The sequence below is a fragment of the Streptomyces lasiicapitis genome (genome assembly GCF_014646335.1).
Classification (GTDB): Bacteria; Actinomycetota; Actinomycetes; order Streptomycetales; family Streptomycetaceae; genus Streptomyces; species Streptomyces lasiicapitis.
Window position 1 is genome coordinate 37,664 of record NZ_BMNG01000014.1, and the last position, 23,414, is coordinate 61,077.

Below are 23,414 nucleotides of genomic sequence, written 5' to 3' on the forward strand. Positions count from 1 at the left end.
GGCCGCCTAGGGTGACCGGAGGGGAACCGCACCTCTTGGAGGTCGCTGTGCGCAGCACACCCGCGCTCACCGCCGCCGCAGTCCTGGCCCTGGCCCTCGCGGGCCTGCCCGTGGCGGCGGACCAGGCGGCCCCGGCGGATCCGTCGGGGCCCGCGAAGGCGGATCTCAGGCGCTTCTACACGCAGAAGATCAAGTGGGCCGCCTGCAAGCCCGACGTGCAGAACCTGCCCGAGAACATCACCAAGGACAAGGACGTGAGCTGCGGCAAGGTCACCGTCCCCCTCGACTACGCGAAGCCCGGCCGCGGCACCCTCGGCCTGGCGATGATGAAGATCAAGGCGAGCGGCGACAAGCGCGGGTCGCTCCTGGTGAACTTCGGCGGTCCCGGCGGAGCGGGCGTCGCCGGGCTCGCGGGCGCCAAGAAGGACTTCGGATACGTCGGCAAGGGCTACGACGTCGTCGGCTTCGACCCGCGCGGCGTGGGCCTCAGCGAGCCGGTGAGCTGCGGCGGGGAGCCGGAGGAGGACCCGGAGGCCGCCGCGGACGACGCCGCGGCCGTGCTGCGCCAACTGCGCGAGACGGCCGCCAAGTGCAAGAAGGAATCCGGTCCCGTGCTGCCCTACATAGGCACCGTCAACGTATCCAGGGACCTGGACGTGATGCGCCAGGCGCTCGGCGACAAGAAGCTCAACTACCTGGGATTCTCTTACGGGACGCGGCTCGGCGCGGTGTACACGGCGCAGTTCCCGAAGAAGGTCGGCCGGGTCGTGCTCGACGGCGTGGACACCCTGACGGAGAACGTGGAGGAGCAGGGCCTCGTCGGCGCGGAGGGACGGCAGACCGCCCTCGACAACTTCCTGCTGTGGTGCACCAAGAACGCTGGCTGCGTCTTCGGCGAGGACTCACGGAACGCCCGGCACGCCATGGTCAAGCTCATCGACGACCTGGACGCGTACCCGCTCAAGTCCATGGACGGGCAGGAGTTCACCGGCCAGGACGTGGTGAGCGTGCTCGGCACCGCGCTCTACAGCAGGCAGGCGTGGCCCGCCCTCTCGCAGGCGCTCGGCGCGCTGCTCGCGGACGGCGACCCGCGGGCGCTGCTGCGGATGGGCGGCGCGATGGGTGACGCGCCGGGGCGGGCGCGCGTGGCCGCAGGCGGTCGTACGGAGGTTCCCGAGGACAATTCCTCCGCCGCGCTCATGGCCGTGAACTGCGCCGACGACCCGGACCGGCCGGGCGCGAAGCGCGTCGAGAAGGAAATCAGCCGCCTCGAGACGGAGTTCGAGGAGGCCTCGCCCGTCTTCGGCAGGTCGATGCTGTTCCCCGTGCTGCTGTGCTTCGGGCGGCCCGCGGGCACGGACTACATCCGGGACGACGTACGTGACGTCGACACCCCGAAGTTCCTGCTCGTCGGCACGCGCGGCGACCCCGCCACGCCGTACCGCTGGACGGTGGAGACCGCCGAACGGCTCGGCTCCTCCGCCGTCGTCCTCGACAACAAGGGCGACGGGCACACCGGGTACTTCGGGTCGAAGTGCGTGAAGGACAAGGTGGACGCGTTCCTGCTGTACAAGGAGATGCCGAAGAACGGGAGTTCGTGCGCGGCGGAGTGACGACGACGGCTCGGCCGGGTGGCTACGGCGTCGACCGTGCCGCCGTGTCCAGGCTCAGCATCGCCGCCTCGTCCGCGCTGCCCGGCTCCGCCTGGTACGTGACCAGGCGCTGCCCGCCCGTTCGCGCCAGCCTCATCACCTCGTACGTCAGCGTCATCGGGCCCGCCTTGGGGTGCGCGAACCGCTTGATGCCGCCGCCGCGCTCGCGCACCTCGTACTGGTTCCACATGCGTACGAACTCCGGCGACTTCAGGCACAGTTCGCCGACGAGGGAGGCCAGTTGGGGCGAGTCCGGGTCGCGGCCGCCGACAGCCCGCAGGTGTGCCACGGACTGCGCGACCGTGTCCTCCCACGGCACGTAGAGCTCGCGGCCGACGGGGTGCAGGAACAGGTAGCGGGTCACGTTGCGCTGCTCGGCGGGCCAGTCCCACAGGCCGGGAAGGAGGCGCCGGCCCGGGGTGTTCGCGGCCAGCATGTAGCTGTGCGGGCTGACCACGTACGCGGGCAGCGGGCGCAGCGCCTCCAGCATCCGCACCACCGAGTCGCGCACCGCGAACTCCGTGGTGGGGTGCGGCTCGGTGAGCCGGCCCGACGCCAGCTCGGCGAGGTCGTGCAGCCGCTCGTGGGCGTCGCCGCTCAGGTGCAGGGCCCTGGCGAGGGCGTCGACGACGGCCGGTGAGGGGTTGGTCTCGCGGCCGCGCTCCAGGCGCGTGTAGTAGTCGACGCTGACCCCGGCGAGCGTCGCCAGCTCCTCGCGGCGCAGGCCGGGGGTGCGGCGCAGGCCCGTGCCCGCGGGGAGGCCCGCGTCGGCGGGGCTGACCTGGGCGCGGCGGGCGCGCAGGTAGCGGCCCAGCTCGGTGCCGTTTCTCTCCGGGGGAGTGCCGTGCGTCATGGGTCCAGTGTCCGTGAGACGGCGGAAAAGTGGGGGGCCGTGTCAGGGCCAGGAACGCTGCGGTCTGCCGGGGCGGGCACGGGCGGCGGAACCTGGGTACGGCCCACCCGGCCACGCACCCCCGCACCGCTCTCGTACCCAGGAGTTCCGCATGCCGTCCACCGTCTCGCGCGTACAGCGGACCGCCCCGCCGACGGAGCCCGCGGCCGTCGCGACCGAGCTGCCCGCCGGGGAGCGGACCCGCCCCGCCCGCGCCTCCGTCGCCCTCGTCGCCGCCCTCCTCGGCTTCACCGTCATCACCGTCGACGTGTCGGCCGTGAACATAGCCCTGCCCGGCATCCGCGCCGACCTGCACGGCGGCATGACGGGCCTGCAGTGGGTCGTGGACGCGTACACGCTGATGTTCGCCGCGCTGATGATCTCGGCGGGTGCCCTTGCGGACCGGGCGGGCGCGCGGCGCGCGTACGCCTGGGGCACCGGCCTTTTCGCGCTCGCCTCCCTGGCGTGCGCGCTCGCGCCGGACATCGGGACGCTGATCGCGGCCCGGGTGGCACAGGGCGCGGCCGCCGCGGTCGTGATGCCCGCCTCGCTCGCGCTGATCCGCCAGGCGTACGACGACGCGCGGCGCCGCGCCCGCGCCATCGCGCTGTGGACGGTGGGCGGCTCGGTCGCGATGGCCGCGGGCCCGGTGCTCGGCGGGGTGCTGTCGGAGACGGTGGGCTGGCGCGCGGTGTTCCTCCTGAACCTGCCGGTCGGCGCCCTGATCCTGCTGCTCCTCGCCCGGGTCGCGCCGTCCCCGCGCCGCCCGTCCCCGCTCGACCTACCCGGCCAGCTCACCGCCGTACTCGCCCTCGCCGGACTCGCGTACGCGGTCATCGAGGGCGGCCACGCGGGCTGGACCGACCCGGGGGTCCTGGCCGCGGCGGGCGTGGCGGTGGCGGCGGCCGTGGGCTTCCGTGCCGCCGAACGCCGGCATCCCGCGCCGATGGTGCCGCTCTCGTTGCTGCGGCGGCGTGAGGTCGGGGTGTCGCTGGCGGTCGGCTTCGCGGTGAACGCGGGGTTCTACGGAGTGGTGTTCCTGCTCGGCCTGTACTGCCAGCAACTCCTCGGCATGTCGGGCATCGCGACGGGTCTGATGTTCGTGCCGCTGGCCGCGCTCATCACGTCCACGAACCTGGTCTCGGCGCCGCTCGCCGACCGCGTCGGGCGCCGCGCGGTCATCGTCACGGGTCAACTGATCCTGTCCGGCGCCATGTTCGCGCTCCTCCCGCTCGGCGCGGGGACGCCGGTCTGGCTGATCCTCGTCCTCCTCGTCCCGACCGGAATCGGCGGCGCCCTCGCCGTCCCCGCCCTCACCGCCCTCCTCATCGACGCGGTCCCCGCCCACCGCGCGGGCACGGCCTCCGGCCTCCTCAACTCCCTCCGCCAGACGGGCGGGGCGCTGTCGGTGGCGGTGTTCGGTGCGCTGATCGCCTCCGGCGAGGGGTTCGCGGTGACGGGGATGCGGGCGGGGCTCGTGGTGGTGGGCGTACTCCTTGCGGGGACGGCGGGGCTGTCGTGGCGGCTGTTGGCGGGGGGTGCGGGGCGCTGAGGGCGGCGCCGCCCCTGGGGTGGGGCGGCGCCTGCCCCTCACCGCCCCGACCCCTGCCACAACGTCACGGCCAGTGCCGTGCACGACGTCACGGCCGCGAGGGACGGCAGTGGCCAGCGGGTGCGTTCCAGGGCGTCGAGGCGCTCCTCGTGCTCGCCCAGGGCCTTGTCGGTCTGGTCGACGCGCTGGAGCAGGAGCGCCAAGTCGCCCCGGGTGGTGGCGAATCCCACGTCGACGGAGCGGTGCAGCCGCTCCAGCTCCAGGGCGATGCCGTCGGTGTCAGGGTTGGTCATGCGTGACCTCCGCACTCGGCCCCGACCGGCCCCGGCCCCCGTCCGCGCCCCGCAGCCAGGCCGGGAGCAGCCGTTCGACGGCGGGGGCGGACATCAGCCGGCTCAGTGCCCCGGCGACGGCCACCGCGAGGGCGACGCCCGGCAGTTCGCGTACCGCCGGATCGTCCGCGAGCAGTGGCACCGCGGCGGCCAGGGCGAACAGGGTCTGCACCAGGGTGCGAAGGGCGCGACGGCCGGCGTCGGACATGGCGGCCCCCCTCACGTGCGCGGCACGCGCAGCCGGTCCCAGCTGGCGCGCCCGGGTGTGCCGTCGGCGTCGCCGCCCGCGTAACCGAGCTTGCGCTGCCAGGCGGCGTACGACCGCACGTCGGCCTCGCTCCACTCGGGCCCCGGCCCCACGGCGTACCGCCCGCAGCCCTCGGCGACGAGGCGCCGCCCCACGGCCGTGCACAGCGCGCTGCGGCGGCCGGGGACGAAGAAGGCGGCGCCGGGGAACGGGGCGTGGGCGGAACCCGGCTCGTCCGGCCGCCCCGGAGGGCGCGTCCCGAGGCGGCGCCCGACGCGCGCCCGCATCGCCGCCATCGAGAACGACGGGTCGATCTTGCGCCGGGTCCACTCCTTGTGGCCGATCACACTGGCCTCGGACCACCCGTGCGCCCGGCATATCGCCGCCGCGAGCCGCTCCACGGCGTCGAGTTGCGCGGCGGGGTACGGATCACGGCCGTTGCCCAGGTTCTCGATCTCGAAGCCGTAGAAGCGCGCGTTGCCGTCGACTGCGTCCGGCCCGGGCCGGACGGGCGGTGCCTGCTCGGCCCGCACGGCGGCGAGCGCTGCGGCCGAGCCGTTCCCCGCGTGGTTCGTCCGGCCGTGGCCGAGGAGGTGGACGGTGCCGTCCTTGGTGACCAGGCCGAGGCAGAGCGGCCCCGGCAGGTCGGGCAGGCCGTGGCGGCAGGCGGAGAGGCTGTTGGACCCGGCGGTGTGGTGCAGCATCACGCCGTGGACGGGGCCCCAGGGGCCTTTGTGGTTGCGGTTGTGGGTGCGCCAGTTGGGGTGCTGCTGAGTGGTGGTGCCTTCCCGGTGGAGGGCGGCGAGGAGGGTGGTGGGGGTGAGAGGGGTGGCCATGGGGTGCCTCCTTGGCTCACGTCGGTGTGGGTGGCCGCGCGGCGTGGTGCGTGATCACTGCTCCCAGGGCGGCGGCAGCAGGTGATCCAGGTCCATGCCGTCGTCCCCGGCGCGCGCGTCCGGGTCGTCGATCGGTACGGGGGTGACGGGGCGAGGCTCGGTCGCGGCGGACGTGAGCGCCCGGACGGCGCGCGGGGCGGCCGAGCCCGGGGGCGCGCCGGTGTCGACCGGCCCGTCCGGGGTGAGACCGGCGTCGACGGGGACGCCGTTGTAGGACGTGCCGCGCAGGGTGAGGGTCTGCTGCGGGACGCCCCCGGCCGCGCACGTGGTGCGCAGTCCCACGACCCAGGCCAGCGTGTTCAGTTCGGCGCCCGCCCTGTCGACGACGCGGACGACGTCACCGAGCTGGATCCGCGGATCGTGCAGGACCTCCACCGCGTCGAGCACGGGCACCGGATAGCGCCCGGCGTCCAGCACGGTCGAGGCGAGAGCCCGCGCGATGACGGCGCTCTGCACCCACGAGGACTCCGGGGCGAGGTACTGCTGTTTGCCGTAGTGACCGTGGCTCGGTGTGCTCCAGCGGGCCCACTTGCGCTTCTTGGGGTCGACCGCCCGCTGGATCGGAACGATGGACACGGAAGGCTTGCCGTCCTTGGTGACGGTCCACAGCGGTGTCGTACCGCGGTTGGTGAACCGGACGACGTACGACGGACCCTCACGCCAACTGCTGACCGTGACCTTGCCCTTGACCGAGCGCCCGCCGTCCTCGGCGTCGCCGATCCGGACCACGTGCCCCGCCTTCGGGTCGGCGTCGTCCACGACCACCAGCGGGCCGATGTCGTTCTCCTCCTCGAGCATCGCGTAGCTGACCTCGACGGGGACCCCGGGCATCAGCTTGCGCACGGAGGTGTCAAGGACGGGATCGCCGTTCTTGTACTCGAACTGCTTCCAGTCCTCGTAGGGCTGCACGCAGTAGTTGCGGCAGGCGTCGATCTCCTCGGTGACCGTGAGCGCGGCGATGTCCCTGCGGGTGGTCACCGTCAGATGGGGCTTCGTCGGCGCCTTCGTGAACCGGCCGGGGCCGCGCCACCGGAAGATCCCGCGTTCGTCGAACTCCGCCGTCGACATGCTCACGCGGGCGATCTCCGAGATGACGTCCCACTGCGACCCCGAGACCTTCGGCACGTCGAACAGCGCCAGTTCGGGCGTGTCCAGCTCCGCGCCCTTGACCCACTCGCCGCGCTGCTCCCACGCCGCCTGGGTGAAGGCGCTCGCCTTCGCCGCCACGCGGTCGGTGACCTGGACGCACTCGACAGCCATGTCGGTCGTCACGTCGATCTGCCGCAACTCGGACAGCTGCTGAGCCCCGGCCGCCTCCGTGAACTCGAACTCGCGGCTCTCGATGTACTCACCGTCCGGCGCGGTCATACGTATCTGCATCGTGGGGCGCGGACTGGTGGGCTTCGTCTGGACAAGGAGTCCCAGATGCCAACGGCCCTTCAGCGCCCCGAACTTCGTCGGGTTGAAGGACTGGCTCTCCGGCGTGCCGCCCAGCGTTTCCGACCGCATGGTCACGTACGACGTCTTGGCGTCGAACACGACGGAGATCACCCCGAACTTCCCCGCGCTGCGGTCGAACAGCGCCGACAGGGTGATCTTGTCTCCCCGGGCCAGGGCCGTGTTGACCCAGCACTCCATCAGGAACACGCTGCCCGGCATGACCATCCGCGAGCGCGGCATCCACGATGTCCTGAGCCCCGGCCCGTTCGGCATCAGCGCCATCTCGAACGGCGCGCCCTCGCGCTCCCAGGTGTACGTGGTGGGCTCGGGCAGGGCCTCGGGCTGGCCGTACGTGGAGTTGAAGCCGCCGTGCAACGAGGCATAGATGATCGACAAGGGGGCCTTGTCGTCGTCATCCGCGACGGGGGCGCGCGGCGGCGGGCAGCTGTGAATGCCGCCCTGGCGCAGGAGTTCGTCGACGCACCAGGTGGCGGTGGCGACGGGCTTGCCCCAGAGATAGCCGTGGTACGGGCGGGGCAGCGCGGCGGGACCGCGCAGCCGCTCCGCGCCGTCCAGCGCCTGCACGGTGACGGTGTCGCCGCCGGACGCGGCCGAGCGGGAGCGGACGGTGCCGCGGAAGGCGGGCAGGGTGTGGCCCGCCGCTCCCACGGCGTGGACGACGGACTGGCCGGGCCGGGCGATGTCACCGGTGGCACGGCCCGCCCAGGCCGAGTACAGCTGCGGCGCGGGCACCCCGTCGTGCCCGCCGAGCTGGAGCTCCAGCTGCGCGGACGCGCTCCCGGAGAACGCCCGCACGGCCTCCGGCAGGTCGGTGGCGTACGCCCGCTCGACCGTCCAGGCCTGCACGTCCGGCCCCACCTCGCGCCCGCCGAGGCGGGTGGAGTGGGCCGGTTGGCGCTCGGGGGCCGCGAGCGCCGCGTCGAGGGCCGGGTCAGAGGGTTGCACGGGTCACCTCCACGAGGTCGATGCCGATGTTGCGGTACGGAAGGCGGGCGGCCGGCACGTCGGAGTAGCCGGTGACGGACATCGCCGGGCAGCCGTCGCCGACGGCGAAGGCCTGGGCGGCCTCGCCGACGGACAGGCAGGCGCCGCCCAGCGGGATGATGCCTGCGCTGTTCAGGGAGCCCTGCGGGGTGACGAAGGCCGCGTCCGCGGGAGCGGTGCCGGTGACCGAGACGTTGGTGCCGCTCGTCTCCTGCAAGGCCTTCCCGTCGGCGTCCTTCCAGGCCAGGCGCGCGACGGCGTCCGTGCCCCAGCCCGGCGGCAGCAGCCAGGACACGTGCATGCCGGGGGCCACCGGCCAGCCGGGCCAGGTGCCGTGCACCCAGCCGACGACCGAGGGCACCGTTCCGCCCACCGCCCAGCCCTCGCGGACGAACCGCTTGAAGGTCGGCTTGCCGCTCACCGCGAACCAGTGGTCCAGGCCGTCCTCGCGGCCGCTCTGCCCGGCGGCCTGTGCGGGGCCGAGCAGGTTGACGGCGACCGGGTCGAGCACGGCCACGGGGCCCGCCGCCCGGCCGGTCCTGCCGTCGGGGGCGCGGCGCGCGAGCCGCGCCAAGTGCTGTGCGTCGGCGGGCTCCAGGCCCTCGAAGGAGAACTTCAGCCTGCGCGTGGTGTGAAACGGCGCGAAGGTCGTGACCTGGCCCTCGAGTGCCCTGAACTCGCTGACGTTCAGCTCGGCGCTGCGGTCCCAGCTCTTGGCGGCCTGGGGGATCTCCCGGAGCAGACCCGGGGTGCCGATCCACAGATTCCTGGCCATGCGGCTCACCTCCGTGCGAGCTTGCGCTGCCCGCTGAAGACGGCGCGGGCGATGGTCTGGGCGTCGACTTCCACGTGCACGGGGCGCTCGGCGAGCCGCTCCACGGCCTCCGCGAGCCTGCGCAGCGCTGCGCCGCTGTTCTGGTTGCCGAGCATCCGTTCCAGCCTGCCGAGCGGGATCACCGCCTCGCTCTCGCCGCGCTCCGCGACGAGAGCGAGCGTGCCGCCCGGCCGGGCCCGCACGACCCCGCCCTCGGCGAGATGCGGCACCGGAATCCGCGGCAGATCGAACCCGAACCCCTTCCCGCCGAGCCCCGGCACCCACCCCGGCACCTTGAACTTGATCCGGTTCATGGCGCCGATGAGGACGTTGAGCCCGCGCACGAGCTGTACGACGGGTGAGCGGAAGGCGTTCACGACCCCCGCGAACAGCGGCTTCAGGAACCGCGAGGCCGACGAGGACGCGCCTCGGATCCCGTCCCACGCGGCGGAGACGCCCCGGCGGACGAGCCTCGCGACCTTGTCCATGTCGACGAACTTCGTGATGAGCGGGGCGAGCAGCGCCATCACGAGGCCGAACGGGTTCGCCGCCATCGCGAGGTTGAGGCCGCGCTGCGCGGCGGAGGCTCCTCTGGCCCCCTTCCCGAGCTGCCCCATGGACTTCCCGCCCCGGTCGGCGTTCCGCCCGGCCTTGCCGACGGACCGCTCGACGGCGTCGGCCTGCCGCTTCACCCCCTGCAACGCGCTCTTGGCCCGGTCGGCGGACCGACGCATCCGGTCGAGCGACGACTTGAGCTTGTCGGACCCGCCCTTGGCCTTGTCGAACGCGCCGTCGGCGCTGCGCACGCCGGAACGGAGCTTGCGGACGGCGTCGTCGCCGCGGCCCGCCGTGGTGCGGAGCCTGCCGAGGGACTCGTTTCCGTTCCGGGCGCTGGTGCGGAGCTTGTTGAGGGCCTCGCTCCCGTTTCTCGCGGCGGTACGGAGCTTGCCGACGGAGGTGCCGGCCGGCTCGGCCGACTTCTTGATCCCGTCGACTGCCTTGGCGGCGTTGCCCGTCGACGTTCGGAGACGGGTGAGGCCCGTCGCCGTCTGCCCCACGGACGTCCGCATGCGGTTGAGTTGGGTGACGGTCGTTCTGAGGGATGTGTTGAGTGCCATGAGTGCTCCTCTCGGGACACGGATCCGGCGTCAGAACTGGCTGTTCAGGTGGGCCACCGCGCCGTAGAGCCGCTGCAACTCGTCGTGCGCCCGGCTCGCGCTCCGCTGGAGATCCCGGATCTCGTTGTTCTGCCGGGTGTTGACACCACCGACGGCGGACCGGTCGGCCTTGCGGCGGATCTTCTGGTTGAGGTCACGGTTCATGTCCCGGAGCCGCCGGTCGGCTCTGCGGTCCACTTCGACGATGTGGTCGTGAAGAGAATCGGGGTCCTTTCCATCGCGTTGAAGCTTCTTGTCCTTGAGGTGCTGACGCAGATCGAAGTCGAAAGTGGCCAGCTTCACGCTGCTGGTGACGAGGGAGGCCTCGCCGGAGACTCCGGTGGCTGTGCCTGTGGCCGCTGCGGCGTCCCCTTTGAAGTAGCCGGCCTCCAGCTTCTTCTTGAAGGGCTGGAATTCATTCTCAAGATCTGCGATCCTCTTCTTGAGTGATGCCAATTCGTCGCCCATTCATGCTCCCTTTCCGGATTGTGAGGCAGTGGAATGCCCGAGAAGTCTGCGGTCGAGTTTTCTGGACGCGGCGAGTCCGAATTTGAGATTCCTGATCATTTGGTCGGCAGGACACTCCTTGCCGAGACGTGGGGAGGGTTACTCGGCAAGGGGTTCTTCGTCAACGGTGAAGGGGTTTCCCGTAACTCGAGGAAGAGGGAGAAGATAGGGAATTCCGCGTGGGGTAGGGAAAGAACCAACATGTTCATCCCGGCGAAGTACTCACGCCTCACCATCAGTGGTGGCGTGCACAGCGTCGGAGCGTGGAATGTCGTGTTGCGGGACGTGTCCGAAGCCGACGAGTTGGGTGACGCCCGGTCGGCGACGGCATCGCGCATCTTCTCGTACCCGGGAGGGAAGTGGCAGGCCGACGTTGAGTTCGGCTGCAGAGGGTGTATCGCCATGCATTCCGTTGACGGCAGTGGTGGACAGAATTTAATTTCCCACGGAGATAAATTCAGCGGGACGATCGATCTGCCGAAGAAGCCGGGGCTCCTCGTCGTCAGTGCGACGAGCGAGTACCTGGGCTGGGGCAGCATGTGCCGCTGGCGCATCAAGCTCCGCCCGCGCTAGAACTGCCCAGAGCGCTGCCGTGGTCTCCTGCGCGCTGTCACAGGGCGAAGAACGCTGCAACATCGCGCTCCGTGGTGACGCGCGGGGTCCCGGCTTCCTCCCGGTGCTCGTCGCCGGGTCGCCGCACGGGTGTCGGGTACTCCAGCGGCTCGGCGTCCTCGTCCCGATTGACCATCGCGAACATCCAGTTCGCCTCAGCCAGTTGATCCACCACGTGCGCCAGCAAGTAGTCCGTCACCGACCACTCCGCCGCCTCCCCCTGCACCTCCCGGTGCAGCGCGCTGTCCCGCGGCAGGTACCGGACGAGGGTCGCGAGCCGCCGCGAAGAAAGGCGGCCGCGGTGCCAGTCCAGGAGGTCGATGCCGTAGTGGCGGAGCAGGTCTGCCTCGAGGGCCTCGGCGTGTTCGTCCACGAGCTCGCCGAGGCTCAGTCTTCCCCCAGGCCGAGTCCCGTCTCCTTGCCGTAGGCGTCGAGGATCGCGGCGATGTCCTGCATCGTCGTCTCGTGCCGCGCGAAGCGGGCGAACTGGGCCTCGCCGAGGAGGAGTTCGAGCAGGCCGTCGACGTCGTTGTCGTCGAGGGCGCGGAGCCGGTGCGCCACCGCGCGGGTCAGCTCCGTGGGGAGTTCGAAGGCGTCGCCGTCGAGCTCGAAGGACCAGGCGCGGCCGACGGCTTCGAGGCGCTGGGCGCGGGCGGCGTTGACGTTGAAGGGGGCCATGGGGGCTCCAAGGGGTGGGAGAGGGGAAGGGGGAGTGGGGCGGCCGGGTGGCCGCCCCACTGGCCTGAGGACTTACGCGTACGCCTTGTCCTTCATGATCCACTTGGCCAGCTCGCCGTTCGGCCCCTCCAGGGCCGTGAACGTCACGCCGAGCTTCAGCGCGCCGGTCCGGGTGAGCCCCAGCTCCTCGGTCTCGGTGACCTGGCCGCGCGGGACGATGAAGCGGTACGTGATGTCCGCGCCGTCCTTGAACTCGATGCCGAGGGCCCGCTCGTCCTTCTGCGGGTTGCTGGGCAGCTGGAACTCGTAGGTGCCGTCGACCGGCTTCGGCGGGGAGTCGGCGGTCGTGGTCTGCTTGATCTCCGACGCAGGGATGCCCATGAAGAACGCGAGCGTCTGCTTGTTCATCTGCAGCAGCTGGAACTTCACGGTGAGGTCGCGGTCGGAGTAGATGAACCGGGCCGGCGACGCCGACTGCCAGGTGTCGACGGGGTCGATCTTCTCCTTCTTGTTGAACTTGATGCCGTCGGTCGTGGTGAACCCCAGGTCCTGCCAGTGCGCCGCCGGCCAGTCGTCGGTGGTCGTACGGGGGACGGGGACCGGGGCGGGCTCACCGGCGCCGACGGGCGGGAGGGTGACCGGGGCGACCAGGATGCGGCCGGTGCCCGCGACGCGGATCTGACCGCCGTTTCCGGAAGTGCTGGGCATGTGAACTCCTCAGGATTTCAGTGGGTTTCGGGCATGACGAAGGCCCCGCCGGGCATCGACGGGGCCCGTGGGTGAGGGAAGGAGCAGGGGTCAGGCCAGGCGCAGCCGGAGCTGGACGGTGGCCAGGTAGCGGTTGCCCTTGGGGCGGTTGAAGTCCGGCAGCCAGCGCGGCCCGTCGGACTCGGCGACGTCGGTGACGACCGCGGTGCCGTACGTCGTGCCGGACAGTTCGAGGACGCAGGCGCGGGCCGCGAGGGCCACCGCGTGCGCCGTCGTCTTGTCCGGGCCGTACGTCTCCAGGTCGAGCAGCGGCTGGTCCAGGTGCTGGTCGTCTAGCCAGGCGCCGCCGACGCGGGAGACGAGGACGGCCTTCTCGGTGCCGTCGAAACCGGCGGGCGGACGGTTGTCGACCGTCGTACCGGCCAGCTCGGGGCGGTTCTTCAGGAAGTCGACGACCAGTCGTTCCGCGTCGGGAAAGGTCAAGACGCTCACATGGATGCTCCCTTCTCAAGGGGCTCAAGGGGCTCTGGTGCGGGGGCAGCAGAAAGCGGCAGGTCCGCCGCCCCGGGTCGGGGCGCAGCTCTGCCGCTGCTTCAAGTGTGAGGGGAGGAGGTCGCGACCGCAACTGACGTACGGGGAAGGCGAGTTGGCGTACGCACGCGAAGGCGGGGTCACCGGTCGGCACCGGTGACCCCGCCTCCAGCCGAAGAGCGACGGGCTACACCCCCCGCCCCCGAACCACCCGCTCCGCCGCGAACACGTCCTCCAGGCGGTACAGATGCCGCCGACCCTGCCGCCCCGCCGCCACCAGATGCCCGAGCTGCACCCATTTCCGGACAGTCGCGGGCGCCACCTGCACCTCGGCCGCCGCCAGCTCGCCCGTGACCAGGGCGCCTCCGTATCCGGTCATCCGGCGACCTCCTGCTCGTCCCGACCGTCCCGCTCGTCCCGCTCGGCCCCCTCTTCCTCGCACGCGCCCTCAAGCACGTGCCGGCACACGGGGTTCACGCACATCACCACCGCCCGCTCCGGGAACGCCCGCAGGGACACCGAGTCGCAGGCGGGGCAGCGGCCCGCGACGCGGACCAGTTGCTCGGGGGCGCCGAGGACGCGGGAGCAGCGGTGGACCATGCGGCGGGCCTCGTCGGTGACGTGCGCGGTGAGGTCCGCGTGTTCGGTGACGCGGTCGAGGAGCCCCGCGATGCGACGCAGGCGTACGGGTACGGGCGCGGGCGCCACCGGGCGCAGACCGAGCCGGTCCCGTACCGCCTCCTCCAACTCCACGACCCCGTCGGTGACATCGCGGATCGCGTCCGAGACGCAGAGCCGTACGGGGGCGGAGGTTCCGCCGACGCGGGCGGCGCCGGGGCGTTCGCGCAGGGCGCTGCCGGGGCTCGGCGCGAGTTCGCCGAGGAGGTCGGGGAAGCGGCGGGCCAGCGCGCCGAGCCACACCGCGGGGCCGTCACTGGCCGGCGCGTACGGCTTCGACGGCACCGGCGCTGTGGACGGCGCCGACTCCGCGGCCGCCCCGGACGGAGACGTACGGCGGCTCACGCGGCAGCCACCTCGCGCCCGTTGCGCCATAACCGGCCGCCGCTGACCCCGTCGAACCACGTGCGCGCGGGGTTCACCACGGCTTCGCACTCCTTACGGATGGGGCACTGATTGCAGGCGCGCAACACCTCGGCCGCTTCGGAAGGGACGCGCGCGAAGACCGAACGTTGCGGAAGTTGGGCGCAGGCGGCGGACCTGCGCCAGTCGAGCCGCTCGCCGGTCGGGGCGGAGTTGGGGGAGTCGTTCCAGGTCAGGGCGGGTGGCTGCGACGTAGTCCGAGCAGGCATGTGTAAGCCCTCCCAAGAGGTGGGAACAATCGTTCGAGTGTGGCGAACGAGCTCTCAGCGTTGCATGGTGCGTGTGCGCACGCAAGCGGCTGCCGGTCGGAGTGGAGGGGTGCGGTGCTGTACCAACTGCCCTGCTCAGTAGGACTGTTGACAGAATCTCCACGAATGCGTGCGAGCACGCACACACGAGGGTGCGTGCGCGCTCGGTACGCTGCCCTCGCTACGAGGGGAGAGCGATCACATGCGTGCGAGCGTGGGGGAGGGCGCGGGCCGCGGCCGCGGCGACGGACTTGACGAGTTCGCCGCGTGGGTCGAGGAGCTGATGCGCCGCCGCGGCTACGACATCGACAGTCCGCGGGGCGGCGGCAAGTCCAAACTGGCCGACGACGCGGGCGTGCACCGCGCGGGCGTCAGCCGCCTGTTGCAGCGGCAGAGCATGCCGGACCTGGAGACGATGCGCCGCCTGGCCGTCGTCCTGGACGTGTCGCTGCGCGACATGCTGATCCGGTCGGGGCGGCTCACGGAGGACGACCTTCCGCTGTCCGGAAACCGGCGGTACGAGGACACGGCGGCGGAATCCCGGATGAGTCCCGAGGAGGCCGCCTGGAGAATGGAAGTGCCCGTGGAGCAACGGGAGTTGTTCGTGAGAGTGGTACGGCAGTTCCTGCCGGAGGGCGGCAGTACGTAGGACCGGACGGTCCGCGGGGGCGCTGAGGAGGGGGCGATGGACAAGGCGGGGGACGGCCCGGCCGGGCCGGTCGGCGCGGCGGAGCCCGGTCGGCGGCTCGTGGCCGAACTGCTGGCCGAGCTGAACCGCAAGGTGGCCGAGGCGGGTGCGGAGCACGTGCGCGTCGTCACCGACGAGGAGATCGAGCGCGAGCGCGCACGCTGGTTCCGCGAGGGCTGGCGGCAGCACGCCGGGGCCGCGGGGTCCGTCCGGCACGAGGCGGGCGATCCCGTCGGTGGCGGCGGGCACGAGTCCGCGAGGGGTGCGGGACACCCCGATACGGAGGGGTTGCCCGGGCCGCCTGTCCGCGTGCCCGGGGTTCCGGGGGCGGCCAGGACCCCGGGTGAGAGGACCCCGGACGAGAGAGCCCGCGGCGAGAGGGCCCGGGGCGTGCCGGGAGCCGACCCGGCCCGCCCCGCCCGCGTACTGCGCTTCCCGTACGCGGAAGACACCTGACGGCGCCGGTCGGCGCCGGACCCGGTGCCGCCGCGTCCGGTTGGTGGACGCCGAACGGCCGGGCGGGCGTCGTTGCGGGCGCCCGCCCGGCCGGTGTGTGGTGCCCCCGGCACAGGCGCGAGCCGTACCGTCAGCGAGGCACCCTCAGTGAGGCACCCCCAGCGAGGCCCCTCAGCAGTTCCCCTTGGCCGCCTTCCCCGCGAACCTCTCCGCCAGCCACTGCACCGCCAGCGGCGACTGGGTGATCACGCCGCTCACGTGCTCGCCGAGCAGGATCGTGTGCCACTCCACGTTCGCGTTCCGCGCGCACCAGTCCGTGCGGACCTGCTTGCCGACTCCGTACGGGATGAGTTCGTCGGCGAGGGCGTGGTAGAGGTACACCGGGGCGTCGGGGGCGCGGGTGCCCACCTGGGAGTCGCGCAGGCGTTGCTGCCAATCCGGCTGGTCCAGGGGGTTCTTGGTCGTCATGTCCTTGATGCGCTTGAAGGAGCCGAGGACCGCGCCGTCCGCCACGCAACTGTTGCGCAGCGCGCCGATCAGGGCCTTGCCCGCCGGGTTGAGGTAGGACTCCAGCTTCAGTTCGGGGTACGCCGCGTTCTGGCCGATCGCCGCCATGAAGATCAGGCCCGAGCCGTACGAACCGTCGTTGAAGGCCGCCACCTTCATCAGGTCGCCGGGCACGCCGCCCGTCGCCGTGCCCTTGACCTTGAGGTCGGGAGCGTACGAACCGTGCAGCTCCGCCGCCCACGACGTGGCCTGGCCGCCCTGCGAGTAGCCCATGATGCCCACCGGCGAGTCCTTCGACAGGCCCGCCTCGGGCAGCCGGATCGCGGCGCGCGCCGCGTCCAGGACCGCGTGGCCCGCCGACCGGCCCACCGTGTACGTGTGGTCGCCGGGCGTGCCGAGGCCCTCGTAGTCGGTGACGGCGACCGCCCAGCCGCGCAGCGTGAGCTGCTGGATGAGGTTCGCCTCCATGGTCGTGCCCCGGGGGAAGCCCGCGCTCGGCGCGCAGTGGTCGCCGACGCCGACCGTCCCGACGGCGTACGTGACCAGCGGGCGCGGGCCCGTGCGGCCGTCCTGCGGGACGATGACCGTGCCGGAGACCGTGTTCGGCGTGCCCTTCGCCGTGGTCGAGCGGTAGTGGATCTTCCAGGCCTTGGTGTTCGTGGGCTGGCCGGGCAGCGGGTGGAAGGCGCTCGGCTCGGAGCTGACGACGTCTCCGGGCGCGGCGGCCGCGACCCGGGCCCGCGCGTCCTTGCCGGCGCCGGTGTCCTCCGCGTGCGCGGCGGTCGTCAGCGTCGCGGCCGACAGGCCTGCCGCGGCCACCAGGGCGAGTGCTCTGAAGCTGGTGCGTACGTGCATGCGGCTCTCCCAACGGTTCATGGGGGATGGGAAGTTGGTGCGTGGGGATGGGACGTTCGGATGTACGGGGTGATGTGTGTACGGCGTGATGTCTGTACGCGATGACGTGCAGGCGTCGACCGTAGTGACTCGTGAGTAAGGTCCGTGCTGACGCGGATGCTCAGCTTTGTTGACCTGGTGTACCAGTCGCCGCCGAGCGGGGCGGTGAACCCGCGCCGCGTCCCTCCAACGAGTGGGCGCCCCGCCCGTCCGGCACCTCCGCCCGGTACGCCCCCGGCGTGGTCCCCGTCCACCTCCGGAACGCCCGGTGGAACGCCGTGTCCTCGGAGAACCCGAGCCGCGCGGCGAGCTGCGCGATCGGCTCGCGCCCCTCCGCGAGCCCCGCGATCGCCGCGTCCCGCCGCACCGCGTCCTTCAGCCGCTGGTACGACGTCGACTCCCGCGCGAGCCGCCGCCGCAACGTCGCCGGGCTCATCGCGAGCCGCGCCGCGATCTCCCCGAGCGACGGCAGCCGCGGCGAGTCCCGCAGCGCCACGGCAAGCGCCCGCCGCACCTGTTCGGCGACCGTCGTCCCGTACTCCCGCCGCGACAGCAGGTCGAACGGCGCCCGGCGCAGCATCGCCGCCAGCGCGTCCTCGTCGCGCACCAGCGGCGCCCGCAGCCAGTGCGGGTCGAGGCCGGCCCCGGTGCGCGCGGCGCCGAAGCGGACAGGGCAGCCGAAAAGCAGCTCGTACTCGTCCTTGTGCGGGGGCGGCGGATGGCCGAAGTCGGCCCAGCGCAGCGTGATGCGGCGGCCGATCAGCCAGCTGCACAGCCGGTGCCAGATGATGACCAGGCACTCCGCGAGGAAGAAGTCCTGATCGAGGTCGTTGCGTACGGTGAAGACGACGCCGTCGTCCGTGTGCTTGAGGACGAGGTCAGGGCCGCCGGGGAAGAGCCCGTAGAACGTCACCCCGCGCTCCATCGCCGCCCCCAGATCGCGGCAGCCGAGCACGGCGTAACACATCATCGCGAACGTCCCCGGCCTGCTCGGTGACGACCCGAGCCCGAGGAATTCGTCATCAGTCGCCCGATACAACTCCCTGAACAGCCGGGCGAACTGCGCCGCCGTGATGCGCGCCCGGTCGTCCCCGAGCAGCAGCGGCGGGATCTGCGCGGCCTGCAGCAACGGCACGGTGTCGACACCCCCGCGCTCCGCCCCGCGCAGCACCGCCCGCACATGCTGCACGGTGATCGTCCGCCTGGCCATGACCATGACGTTAGCCGCGCGTGGCGGCCACCTGAAGGGTGTGTCCGTAGCTGATCAGAGTTGGCCCAAAACACCGCGTGACAAGGGGCCTTGAGGCACTAGGGTCGTAATTCCGGCTTCTCGGGCCGGACATGTTGAATGCGGCACATCTGGTTCTTTCTCGTACCATCGAATGGAAGGCCGATATATGCCAGACATCAATCTCGACAAGGCAGTCAGCGGTCCCTACATGTTCGTGCACGAGGTCACGGGGACCTACCTCGAGACCGACAACTACGGCGACGCCGTCGAAATCTGCGTCCAGACCTGGAACCTCGACCCGACGCAGAAGGACAAGGGCTGGCTCGGCCACCTCTGGTACGTCGAGTCGACGTCCACCCCCGGGATCGCCCGCATCAAGAGCTACGAGAACGGCCGCTGTCTCACGGCGGGTTCGGACGCCAAGGACTACCCGCGCCTGAAGGAGCCGAACGACAGCCGCCTCCAGGAGTGGATCATCCGGCGGGTGCACGGAAGCGACACGGTCGCCCACGACGCGGACAGCTACGCCCTGATCCCCCGGGCCTACGACACCCACGCCCTCGCCATCCGCAGCAACTACGTCGGCAACGACGCGTACGTCGTCCCCATGTCGATGTGGGGCGGGCCGCCCTCCCTCTCCCAGTACTGGAAAGCCGTCCACCAGGGTGACGTGAAGGCGGGCGGCGGCGCGTAGCCGCTGAGCGCGGCGGCCAGCGGCGCTGACGTTTCGCGTCATCCCTCCCGGCCGCGGGCGCTGCCTAGCGTCGTACGCATGACGCAACGGCCAAGGACCCTGTCCGTTCTCGCGGAGTGGGCGGCGGACCGCCACGGCGAGCTGCCCGCTCTGCGCTTCAAGCGTGCCGAGAAGGACAAAGCCTGGCAGGAGGTGTCGTACGACGGTCTCCGCGCGGCGGTACGGGACGTGGGGTGCGCCCTCGTCCGGCTCGGCGTCGAGCCGGGCGACCGGGTGGCGATCCTCGGCGAGACCCGCGTGGAGTGGACGTACGCGCACTTCGGGGCCTTCGCGGCGGGCGCGGTGGTGGTGCCGGTCTATCCGACGGCCGGGGACGACGAAGTGGCCTGGGTGCTCGGCGACTCGGGCGCGTCGGTCGTGGTCTGCGAGGACGCGGCGCAGGCGGGGAAGGTGGAGCGGCTGCGGGGGAAGTTGCCGGGGGTGCGGCGGGTGGTGGTGATGACGGGGGCGGAGGCGTACGTCGACGTCGAGGCCGGGCCCGTCGCGGTCGACGCGCTGCTCGCGCGGGCAGCCGCCCGCGCCCCCGACGACCCCGCCACCATCATCTACACCTCCGGCACCACAGGCCCGCCCAAGGGCTGCGTCCTCACCCACGGCAACATCGGCGCCGTACAGGACGCCTCGCTGCCGCTGATCGAGGGCGGTCCGGGCGACGCCACGTACCTGTATCTGCCGCTCGCCCATCTCCTCGCGCAGCTCATCGAGTTCACCACCCTCATCGAGGGCGGCACGCTCGTGTACTTCGGCGGCCGGATCGAGAACGTCGTCGCCGAGCTGGCCGAGGCGCGCCCCACCCATCTGCCGTCCGTGCCGCGCCTGTTCGAGAAGGTGCACTCGGTGGTCCTTTCGCTCGCGGAGTCGCAAGAGGGCGGGCGCGAGCGCTTCGAGGAGGCGGTACGGATCGGGGTGCTCGCGGCCGACGGGGTGCTGCCGGACGAGCTGCGGGACGCGTACGAAGCCGCCGACAAGACGCTGTACGGGCCGGTCAGGCAGGCGCTCGGCGGGCGCGTGCGGTGGGCGCTCACCGGTGGCGCGCCGATCGCCCCGCACGTTCTGGACTTCCTGCGGGCCTGCGGGATCCAGGTCTTCGAGGGGTACGGAATGACCGAGTCCGGCGGCGTCATCAGCCTCAACCATCCGGGGGCCGTGCGGTACGGGACCGTGGGGCGGCCCATCGCGGGCTGCGAGGTGCGCGTCGCCGACGACGGCGAGGTCCTCGCGCGCGGCGCCAACGTCTTCCCCGGCTACCACGCCGACACCGCCGCGACCCGCGCCGCCCTCGACGACGACGGCTGGCTGCACACCGGCGACCTGGGCTCCCTCGACGAGGACGGCTACCTGCGCATCACCGGCCGCAAGAAGGACCTCATCATCACCTCGGCCGGCAAGAACCTGACCCCGTCCCTCTCCGAACTCGCCCTCCAGGCCTCACGGTTCGTCTCCCGCGCGGTGATGGTGGGCGACCGGCGGCCGCACCCCGTCGCGCTCATCACGCTCGACGCGGAGGAGGTCGCGGGGTGGGCGGCACGGGGCGGCCACGCCCTCACCGGGCCGGTGTCGGCGGACCCGCGCGTCCGCGCCCTCGTGCAGGAGGCGGTCGACGCGGCGAACGCGCAGGTCTCGCGCCCGGCCCGCATCCGCGCCTTCGCCGTCCTCGACGAGGACTTCACGGTGGAGGACGGGCTCCTGACGCCGAGCCTGAAGGTGCGGAGGCGGGCGGTCACGGAGCGGTATGCGGGGGTGGTGGAGGCGTTGTACGAGGAGGGCTCACCGGAGTGAGAGGGGTTAACTCGGCGAAATGGTCTGGGAGTTAGACCCTCTCACCCACGAAAGCCGCACCCTCCGACCCGCGAAAGTAAGCCCCTCTCACCTACGAAAGCCCCGCGAGCCGCAGCAATGCCGTCGCCCCCGCCGCCCCCACCACGACCACCGCGAACGGCGCCCGCCGCCACGCGAGCACCCCACCCACCAGCACACCCGCCGGACGGGACCAGCCCGCGAAGTCCTGCCCCTCCATGAGCGCGCCGGTGGCGAGCAGCGCGACGAGCAGGACGGTCGCGCCGACGGTCAGCAACTCCTGTACGCGGACGGTGAGTTCGACGCGCCCGTGCAGGAGGGGTCCGGCCAGGCGGAAGACGTAGGTGCCGGCGGCGAGGGCGAGGACACAGGCGAGGTAGGCGTTCATGAGGGGGTCCCGGGGGAGGCGGGGGTGTTGGCGGGGGCAGGGGCTTCGGCGGGCTCGGGGCCTTCGGCGGTCGTGGCGGCCGCCGCCGCGCCTTCGGCGCCCCGGCCCCGCACCGGCCGACGCCGCATCGCCACCAGACCGACCAGCGCGAGCAGCACCGGCGCCCCCGCCGGAAGGACCGGCGTGGCCGCCACCGCGACCACCGCGCCGAGGGCCCCGGCGCGACGGGCGTTCCCGTCGTCCCGTACGGCGGGCAGCACCAGTGCGAGCAGCACCGCGGGGAACGCGGCGTCGAGCCCGAAGCGTCCGGTGTCCCCGAGCGCCGACCCCGCAAGCGCCCCCGCCAGCACACTCACGTTCCACACGGCGAACAGCCCGATCCCGGATATCCAGAACGCGGCCTTCCGGCTCCTCCGATCCGGCTGGGCGAGCACGAACGCGGCGGTCTCGTCGGTGATCAGGTGCGCGCCGATGAGCCGCGCCGCCCACGACCGCCCGAGGCTGTCGGCGACGGCCAGACTGAACGCCGCCGTACGGGAGTTGAGCAGCAGCCCGGTCGCCGCAGCGGCCACGGCGCCGCCGCCCCCGGTGAGTACGGCGGCCGCGCTGAACTGGGCGGAGCCCGCGTACACGAGCAGGGACATGGTGACCGGCACCCAGAGCGGCAGCCCGCCCGCGACGGCGATCGCGCCGAACGAGACGCCGACGACGAGGTCGGCGGCCCAGACGAGCGCGATGTCGCGCAGGACGCCGGGGGGCAGGTCGGAGAGGCGGACAAACCCCGTCGTTCGGTCTGCGGGGTCATCCGTTCGGTGTGGCGAACGCATGGTCGTAGCATGGGCAGACCGTTCCGCGTTCGTCAAGTCGAACGATTGGTATCCTGTACCGAACGAATCGACTGGACCGCGAGCGCGGGAACCCGGAGCGCACCGCATGACCGAAGATGACGGCATGACCGAAGTCGACGCCAAGGCCACCCCCTCACGGTTGCCCCGCGAGTGGATCGCCGCCGCGCTGCGCCGTGAGCGCACCCGGGCCGGCCTCTCCCTCTCCGAGCTGGCCAAGCGCGCCGGTATCGCCAAGTCCACGCTGTCCCAGCTGGAGGCGGCGACGGGCAACCCGGGCATCGAGACGGTATGGGCGCTGGCCGTGGCGCTCGGCGTCCCGTTCAGCGTGCTCGTCGAGTCGCCGGACCCCGGGGTGACGGTGATCCGCGCGGGCGAGGGCCCGACGATGCGCGCCGAGCAGGCTTCGTACGCGGGCACGCTGCTGTCGGCGGGCCCGACCGGCGTGCGGCGCGACATCTATCACGGCGCCATGGAGCCGGGCTCTGTACGCGAGTCCGAGCCGCACATTCCCGGCTCGGTGGAGCACCTGGTCGTCAGCACGGGCCGCATGATCGCGGGCCCCGCCGGGGGGACGGTGGAGTTGGGCCCCGGTGACTACATGTCGTACCGGGGCGATGTCCCGCACTCGTACGAGGCGCTGTCACCGGGCACGACGTTCGTGCTGGTGATGCAGCACGTGTAGCCCGCCGCCCGCCCTGGTCAACACCCTTCTCCTGCCGGGCACTTGACCCGAACAGACAGGTCTGTCTAGTCTCATCCCTATGAGCAGACAGACCTGTCTGTTCGCCATTACGTCGGTACGCCGCCCAGTCGGTACGCCACTCCGGCCGAAGGAGCTCTTCGCGATGACACGCACCCTGGTCCTCCTCGCCCACCCCACGCTCCCCGAGTCCCGCATCAACTCCGCGCTCGTCGAGGGCATCCGCGACCTGCCCGGCGTCACCGTGCACGACCTCTACGCCGCCTACCCCGACTTCCGCATCGACGTGGCGCGCGAGCAGGAACTCCTTCGCACCCATGACCGGGTGGTGCTGCAGTTCCCCTTCTACTGGTACTCCGCGCCGCCGCTGCTCAAGAAGTGGCTCGACGACGTCCTGGAGTACGGCTTCGCGTACGGCTCGACCGGCAAGGCGCTGCACGGCAAGACCCTCACCGTCACCGCGACGGTCGGCGGCGCGGAGGAGCTCTACCGGCCCGGCGGCCTCAACCGCTTCCCCGTCCGCGACCTGCTGCTGCCCTTCGACGCCACCGCCCACCTGACCGGGATGAGCTATCAGCCGCCGTTCCTCGTGCACGGCACCCGCACCGTGAGCGGCGAACTCCTCGCCGATCACGTACGGCGCTACCGCGCGCTGGTCACCGGCGCCATGGAGGGCCAACTGGCCGCGGCCGCCTGACCGGAGGAAGGCTCAGCCCGCCGCCCATCGCACCCCGCCCACCACCCCGCACCCCCATCCCGCATCCCGCATCCGGCGAGGA

Annotated in this window: 28 protein-coding genes; 9 read left to right on the forward strand and 19 right to left on the reverse strand. The window is 72.1% G+C overall.

Going from position 1 to position 23,414, the window contains the following annotated elements; genetic code table 11:
- The first annotated feature begins 47 nt into the window (after positions 1 to 47).
- Positions 48 to 1,613, forward strand: coding sequence for an alpha/beta hydrolase (locus IEY91_RS28985; RefSeq protein WP_229697292.1), 1,566 nt, complete (start codon positions 48 to 50; stop codon positions 1,611 to 1,613).
- Positions 1,614 to 1,635: 22 nt separating this feature from the next.
- Here IEY91_RS28985 and IEY91_RS28990 read toward each other — a convergent pair whose 3' ends face one another.
- Complete coding sequence (locus IEY91_RS28990; RefSeq protein WP_189176270.1) at positions 1,636 to 2,505, reverse strand: helix-turn-helix transcriptional regulator; 870 nt, start codon at positions 2,503 to 2,505, stop codon at positions 1,636 to 1,638.
- Between the two features lie 151 nt (positions 2,506 to 2,656).
- Between IEY91_RS28990 and IEY91_RS28995 the strand changes: the two genes are divergently transcribed.
- Positions 2,657 to 4,096, forward strand: a complete 1,440-nt coding sequence (locus IEY91_RS28995; RefSeq protein ID WP_189176271.1) for an MFS transporter — start codon at positions 2,657 to 2,659, stop codon at positions 4,094 to 4,096.
- A 38-nt stretch (positions 4,097 to 4,134) separates the two neighbouring features.
- On the opposite strand, the gene IEY91_RS29000 is transcribed toward IEY91_RS28995, so the two are convergent.
- From IEY91_RS29000 to IEY91_RS29030, 7 genes are read right to left on the reverse strand one after another with little or no spacing between them, the layout of a single operon-like run.
- Positions 4,135 to 4,389 (reverse strand): hypothetical protein, encoded by a 255-nt coding sequence (locus IEY91_RS29000; protein WP_164322013.1) that lies wholly within the window; start codon positions 4,387 to 4,389, stop codon positions 4,135 to 4,137.
- On the reverse strand, positions 4,376 to 4,636 hold the full coding sequence (locus IEY91_RS29005) for a hypothetical protein (protein ID WP_229697293.1): 261 nt from the start codon (positions 4,634 to 4,636) through the stop codon (positions 4,376 to 4,378). The genes IEY91_RS29000 and IEY91_RS29005 overlap by 14 nt, the downstream gene beginning before the upstream one ends.
- An 11-nt stretch (positions 4,637 to 4,647) precedes the next feature.
- Entirely contained in the window at positions 4,648 to 5,511 is an 864-nt protein-coding gene (locus IEY91_RS29010) for a peptidoglycan-binding protein (RefSeq protein ID WP_164322011.1), read from the reverse strand.
- Between the two features lie 54 nt (positions 5,512 to 5,565).
- Positions 5,566 to 7,977: a hypothetical protein gene (locus tag IEY91_RS29015; protein WP_189176272.1), complete on the reverse strand. Its 2,412-nt coding sequence runs from the start codon at positions 7,975 to 7,977 to the stop codon at positions 5,566 to 5,568.
- Positions 7,964 to 8,791 (reverse strand): hypothetical protein, encoded by an 828-nt coding sequence (locus tag IEY91_RS29020; protein WP_189176273.1) that lies wholly within the window; start codon positions 8,789 to 8,791, stop codon positions 7,964 to 7,966. Before IEY91_RS29020 ends, IEY91_RS29015 begins: the two co-directional genes overlap by 14 nt.
- Positions 8,792 to 8,796: 5 nt before the next feature.
- Positions 8,797 to 9,948 carry a hypothetical protein gene (locus IEY91_RS29025; RefSeq protein WP_229697294.1) on the reverse strand — a complete coding sequence of 384 codons (1,152 nt, stop codon included), beginning with the start codon at positions 9,946 to 9,948 and terminating at the stop codon, positions 8,797 to 8,799.
- A gap of 30 nt (positions 9,949 to 9,978) precedes the next feature.
- Positions 9,979 to 10,455, reverse strand: coding sequence for a hypothetical protein (locus IEY91_RS29030; protein WP_189176274.1), 477 nt, complete (start codon positions 10,453 to 10,455; stop codon positions 9,979 to 9,981).
- A gap of 33 nt (positions 10,456 to 10,488) precedes the next feature.
- Between IEY91_RS29030 and IEY91_RS29035 the strand changes: the two genes are divergently transcribed.
- A complete protein-coding gene (locus IEY91_RS29035) occupies positions 10,489 to 11,067 on the forward strand; it encodes a hypothetical protein (protein WP_164322002.1) in 579 nt (192 codons plus the stop codon).
- 37 nt (positions 11,068 to 11,104) lie between these two features.
- On the opposite strand, the gene IEY91_RS29040 is transcribed toward IEY91_RS29035, so the two are convergent.
- From IEY91_RS29040 to IEY91_RS29070, 7 genes are all read right to left on the reverse strand, one after another.
- Positions 11,105 to 11,428 carry a hypothetical protein gene (locus IEY91_RS29040; protein ID WP_189176388.1) on the reverse strand — a complete coding sequence of 108 codons (324 nt, stop codon included), beginning with the start codon at positions 11,426 to 11,428 and terminating at the stop codon, positions 11,105 to 11,107.
- A gap of 65 nt (positions 11,429 to 11,493) precedes the next feature.
- Entirely contained in the window at positions 11,494 to 11,784 is a 291-nt protein-coding gene (locus IEY91_RS29045) for a hypothetical protein (protein ID WP_164322000.1), read from the reverse strand.
- Between the two features lie 72 nt (positions 11,785 to 11,856).
- Positions 11,857 to 12,492: a phage tail tube protein gene (locus IEY91_RS29050; protein ID WP_164321998.1), complete on the reverse strand. Its 636-nt coding sequence runs from the start codon at positions 12,490 to 12,492 to the stop codon at positions 11,857 to 11,859.
- 90 nt (positions 12,493 to 12,582) lie between these two features.
- Positions 12,583 to 12,984, reverse strand: a complete 402-nt coding sequence (locus tag IEY91_RS29055) for a hypothetical protein (protein WP_164321995.1) — start codon at positions 12,982 to 12,984, stop codon at positions 12,583 to 12,585.
- Between the two features lie 226 nt (positions 12,985 to 13,210).
- Positions 13,211 to 13,402: a MerR family transcriptional regulator gene (locus tag IEY91_RS29060; RefSeq protein WP_164321993.1), complete on the reverse strand. Its 192-nt coding sequence runs from the start codon at positions 13,400 to 13,402 to the stop codon at positions 13,211 to 13,213.
- A complete protein-coding gene (locus tag IEY91_RS29065; protein WP_189176275.1) occupies positions 13,399 to 14,046 on the reverse strand; it encodes a hypothetical protein in 648 nt (215 codons plus the stop codon). Before IEY91_RS29065 ends, IEY91_RS29060 begins: the two co-directional genes overlap by 4 nt.
- Entirely contained in the window at positions 14,043 to 14,333 is a 291-nt protein-coding gene (locus IEY91_RS29070; RefSeq protein WP_164321989.1) for a WhiB family transcriptional regulator, read from the reverse strand. The genes IEY91_RS29065 and IEY91_RS29070 overlap by 4 nt, the downstream gene beginning before the upstream one ends.
- A 241-nt stretch (positions 14,334 to 14,574) precedes the next feature.
- Between IEY91_RS29070 and IEY91_RS29075 the strand changes: the two genes are divergently transcribed.
- The gene (locus IEY91_RS29075) at positions 14,575 to 15,021 is read left to right on the forward strand and encodes a helix-turn-helix domain-containing protein (RefSeq protein ID WP_164321987.1); all 447 of its coding nucleotides are present in this window, start codon (positions 14,575 to 14,577) and stop codon (positions 15,019 to 15,021) included.
- A 36-nt stretch (positions 15,022 to 15,057) separates the two neighbouring features.
- Complete coding sequence (locus tag IEY91_RS29080) at positions 15,058 to 15,516, forward strand: hypothetical protein (RefSeq protein WP_189176276.1); 459 nt, start codon at positions 15,058 to 15,060, stop codon at positions 15,514 to 15,516.
- Between the two features lie 171 nt (positions 15,517 to 15,687).
- On the opposite strand, the gene IEY91_RS29085 is transcribed toward IEY91_RS29080, so the two are convergent.
- Both IEY91_RS29085 and IEY91_RS29090 read right to left on the reverse strand, forming a co-directional pair.
- Positions 15,688 to 16,878, reverse strand: a complete 1,191-nt coding sequence (locus tag IEY91_RS29085; protein ID WP_164321983.1) for a lipase family protein — start codon at positions 16,876 to 16,878, stop codon at positions 15,688 to 15,690.
- Between the two features lie 160 nt (positions 16,879 to 17,038).
- Positions 17,039 to 18,127: an AraC family transcriptional regulator gene (locus IEY91_RS29090; RefSeq protein WP_189176277.1), complete on the reverse strand. Its 1,089-nt coding sequence runs from the start codon at positions 18,125 to 18,127 to the stop codon at positions 17,039 to 17,041.
- A 187-nt stretch (positions 18,128 to 18,314) separates the two neighbouring features.
- Here IEY91_RS29090 and IEY91_RS29095 point away from each other — a divergent pair, with 187 nt between their 5' ends.
- A complete protein-coding gene (locus IEY91_RS29095) occupies positions 18,315 to 18,842 on the forward strand; it encodes a ricin-type beta-trefoil lectin domain protein (RefSeq protein WP_189176278.1) in 528 nt (175 codons plus the stop codon).
- A 78-nt stretch (positions 18,843 to 18,920) separates the two neighbouring features.
- Positions 18,921 to 20,681 carry an AMP-dependent synthetase/ligase gene (locus IEY91_RS29100; protein WP_189176279.1) on the forward strand — a complete coding sequence of 587 codons (1,761 nt, stop codon included), beginning with the start codon at positions 18,921 to 18,923 and terminating at the stop codon, positions 20,679 to 20,681.
- Between the two features lie 91 nt (positions 20,682 to 20,772).
- Here IEY91_RS29100 and IEY91_RS29105 read toward each other — a convergent pair whose 3' ends face one another.
- Together IEY91_RS29105 and IEY91_RS29110 are read right to left on the reverse strand one after the other, a co-directional pair.
- Complete coding sequence (locus IEY91_RS29105) at positions 20,773 to 21,087, reverse strand: AzlD domain-containing protein (RefSeq protein WP_189176280.1); 315 nt, start codon at positions 21,085 to 21,087, stop codon at positions 20,773 to 20,775.
- Complete coding sequence (locus IEY91_RS29110; protein WP_229697295.1) at positions 21,084 to 21,914, reverse strand: AzlC family ABC transporter permease; 831 nt, start codon at positions 21,912 to 21,914, stop codon at positions 21,084 to 21,086. The genes IEY91_RS29105 and IEY91_RS29110 overlap by 4 nt, the downstream gene beginning before the upstream one ends.
- A 106-nt stretch (positions 21,915 to 22,020) precedes the next feature.
- On the opposite strand from IEY91_RS29110, the gene IEY91_RS29115 reads away from it, so the two are divergent.
- On the forward strand, positions 22,021 to 22,617 hold the full coding sequence (locus tag IEY91_RS29115) for a helix-turn-helix domain-containing protein (RefSeq protein ID WP_373288044.1): 597 nt from the start codon (positions 22,021 to 22,023) through the stop codon (positions 22,615 to 22,617).
- Positions 22,618 to 22,780: 163 nt separating this feature from the next.
- Positions 22,781 to 23,332: an NAD(P)H-dependent oxidoreductase gene (locus IEY91_RS29120; protein WP_189176281.1), complete on the forward strand. Its 552-nt coding sequence runs from the start codon at positions 22,781 to 22,783 to the stop codon at positions 23,330 to 23,332.
- Positions 23,333 to 23,414 lie beyond the last annotated feature (82 nt).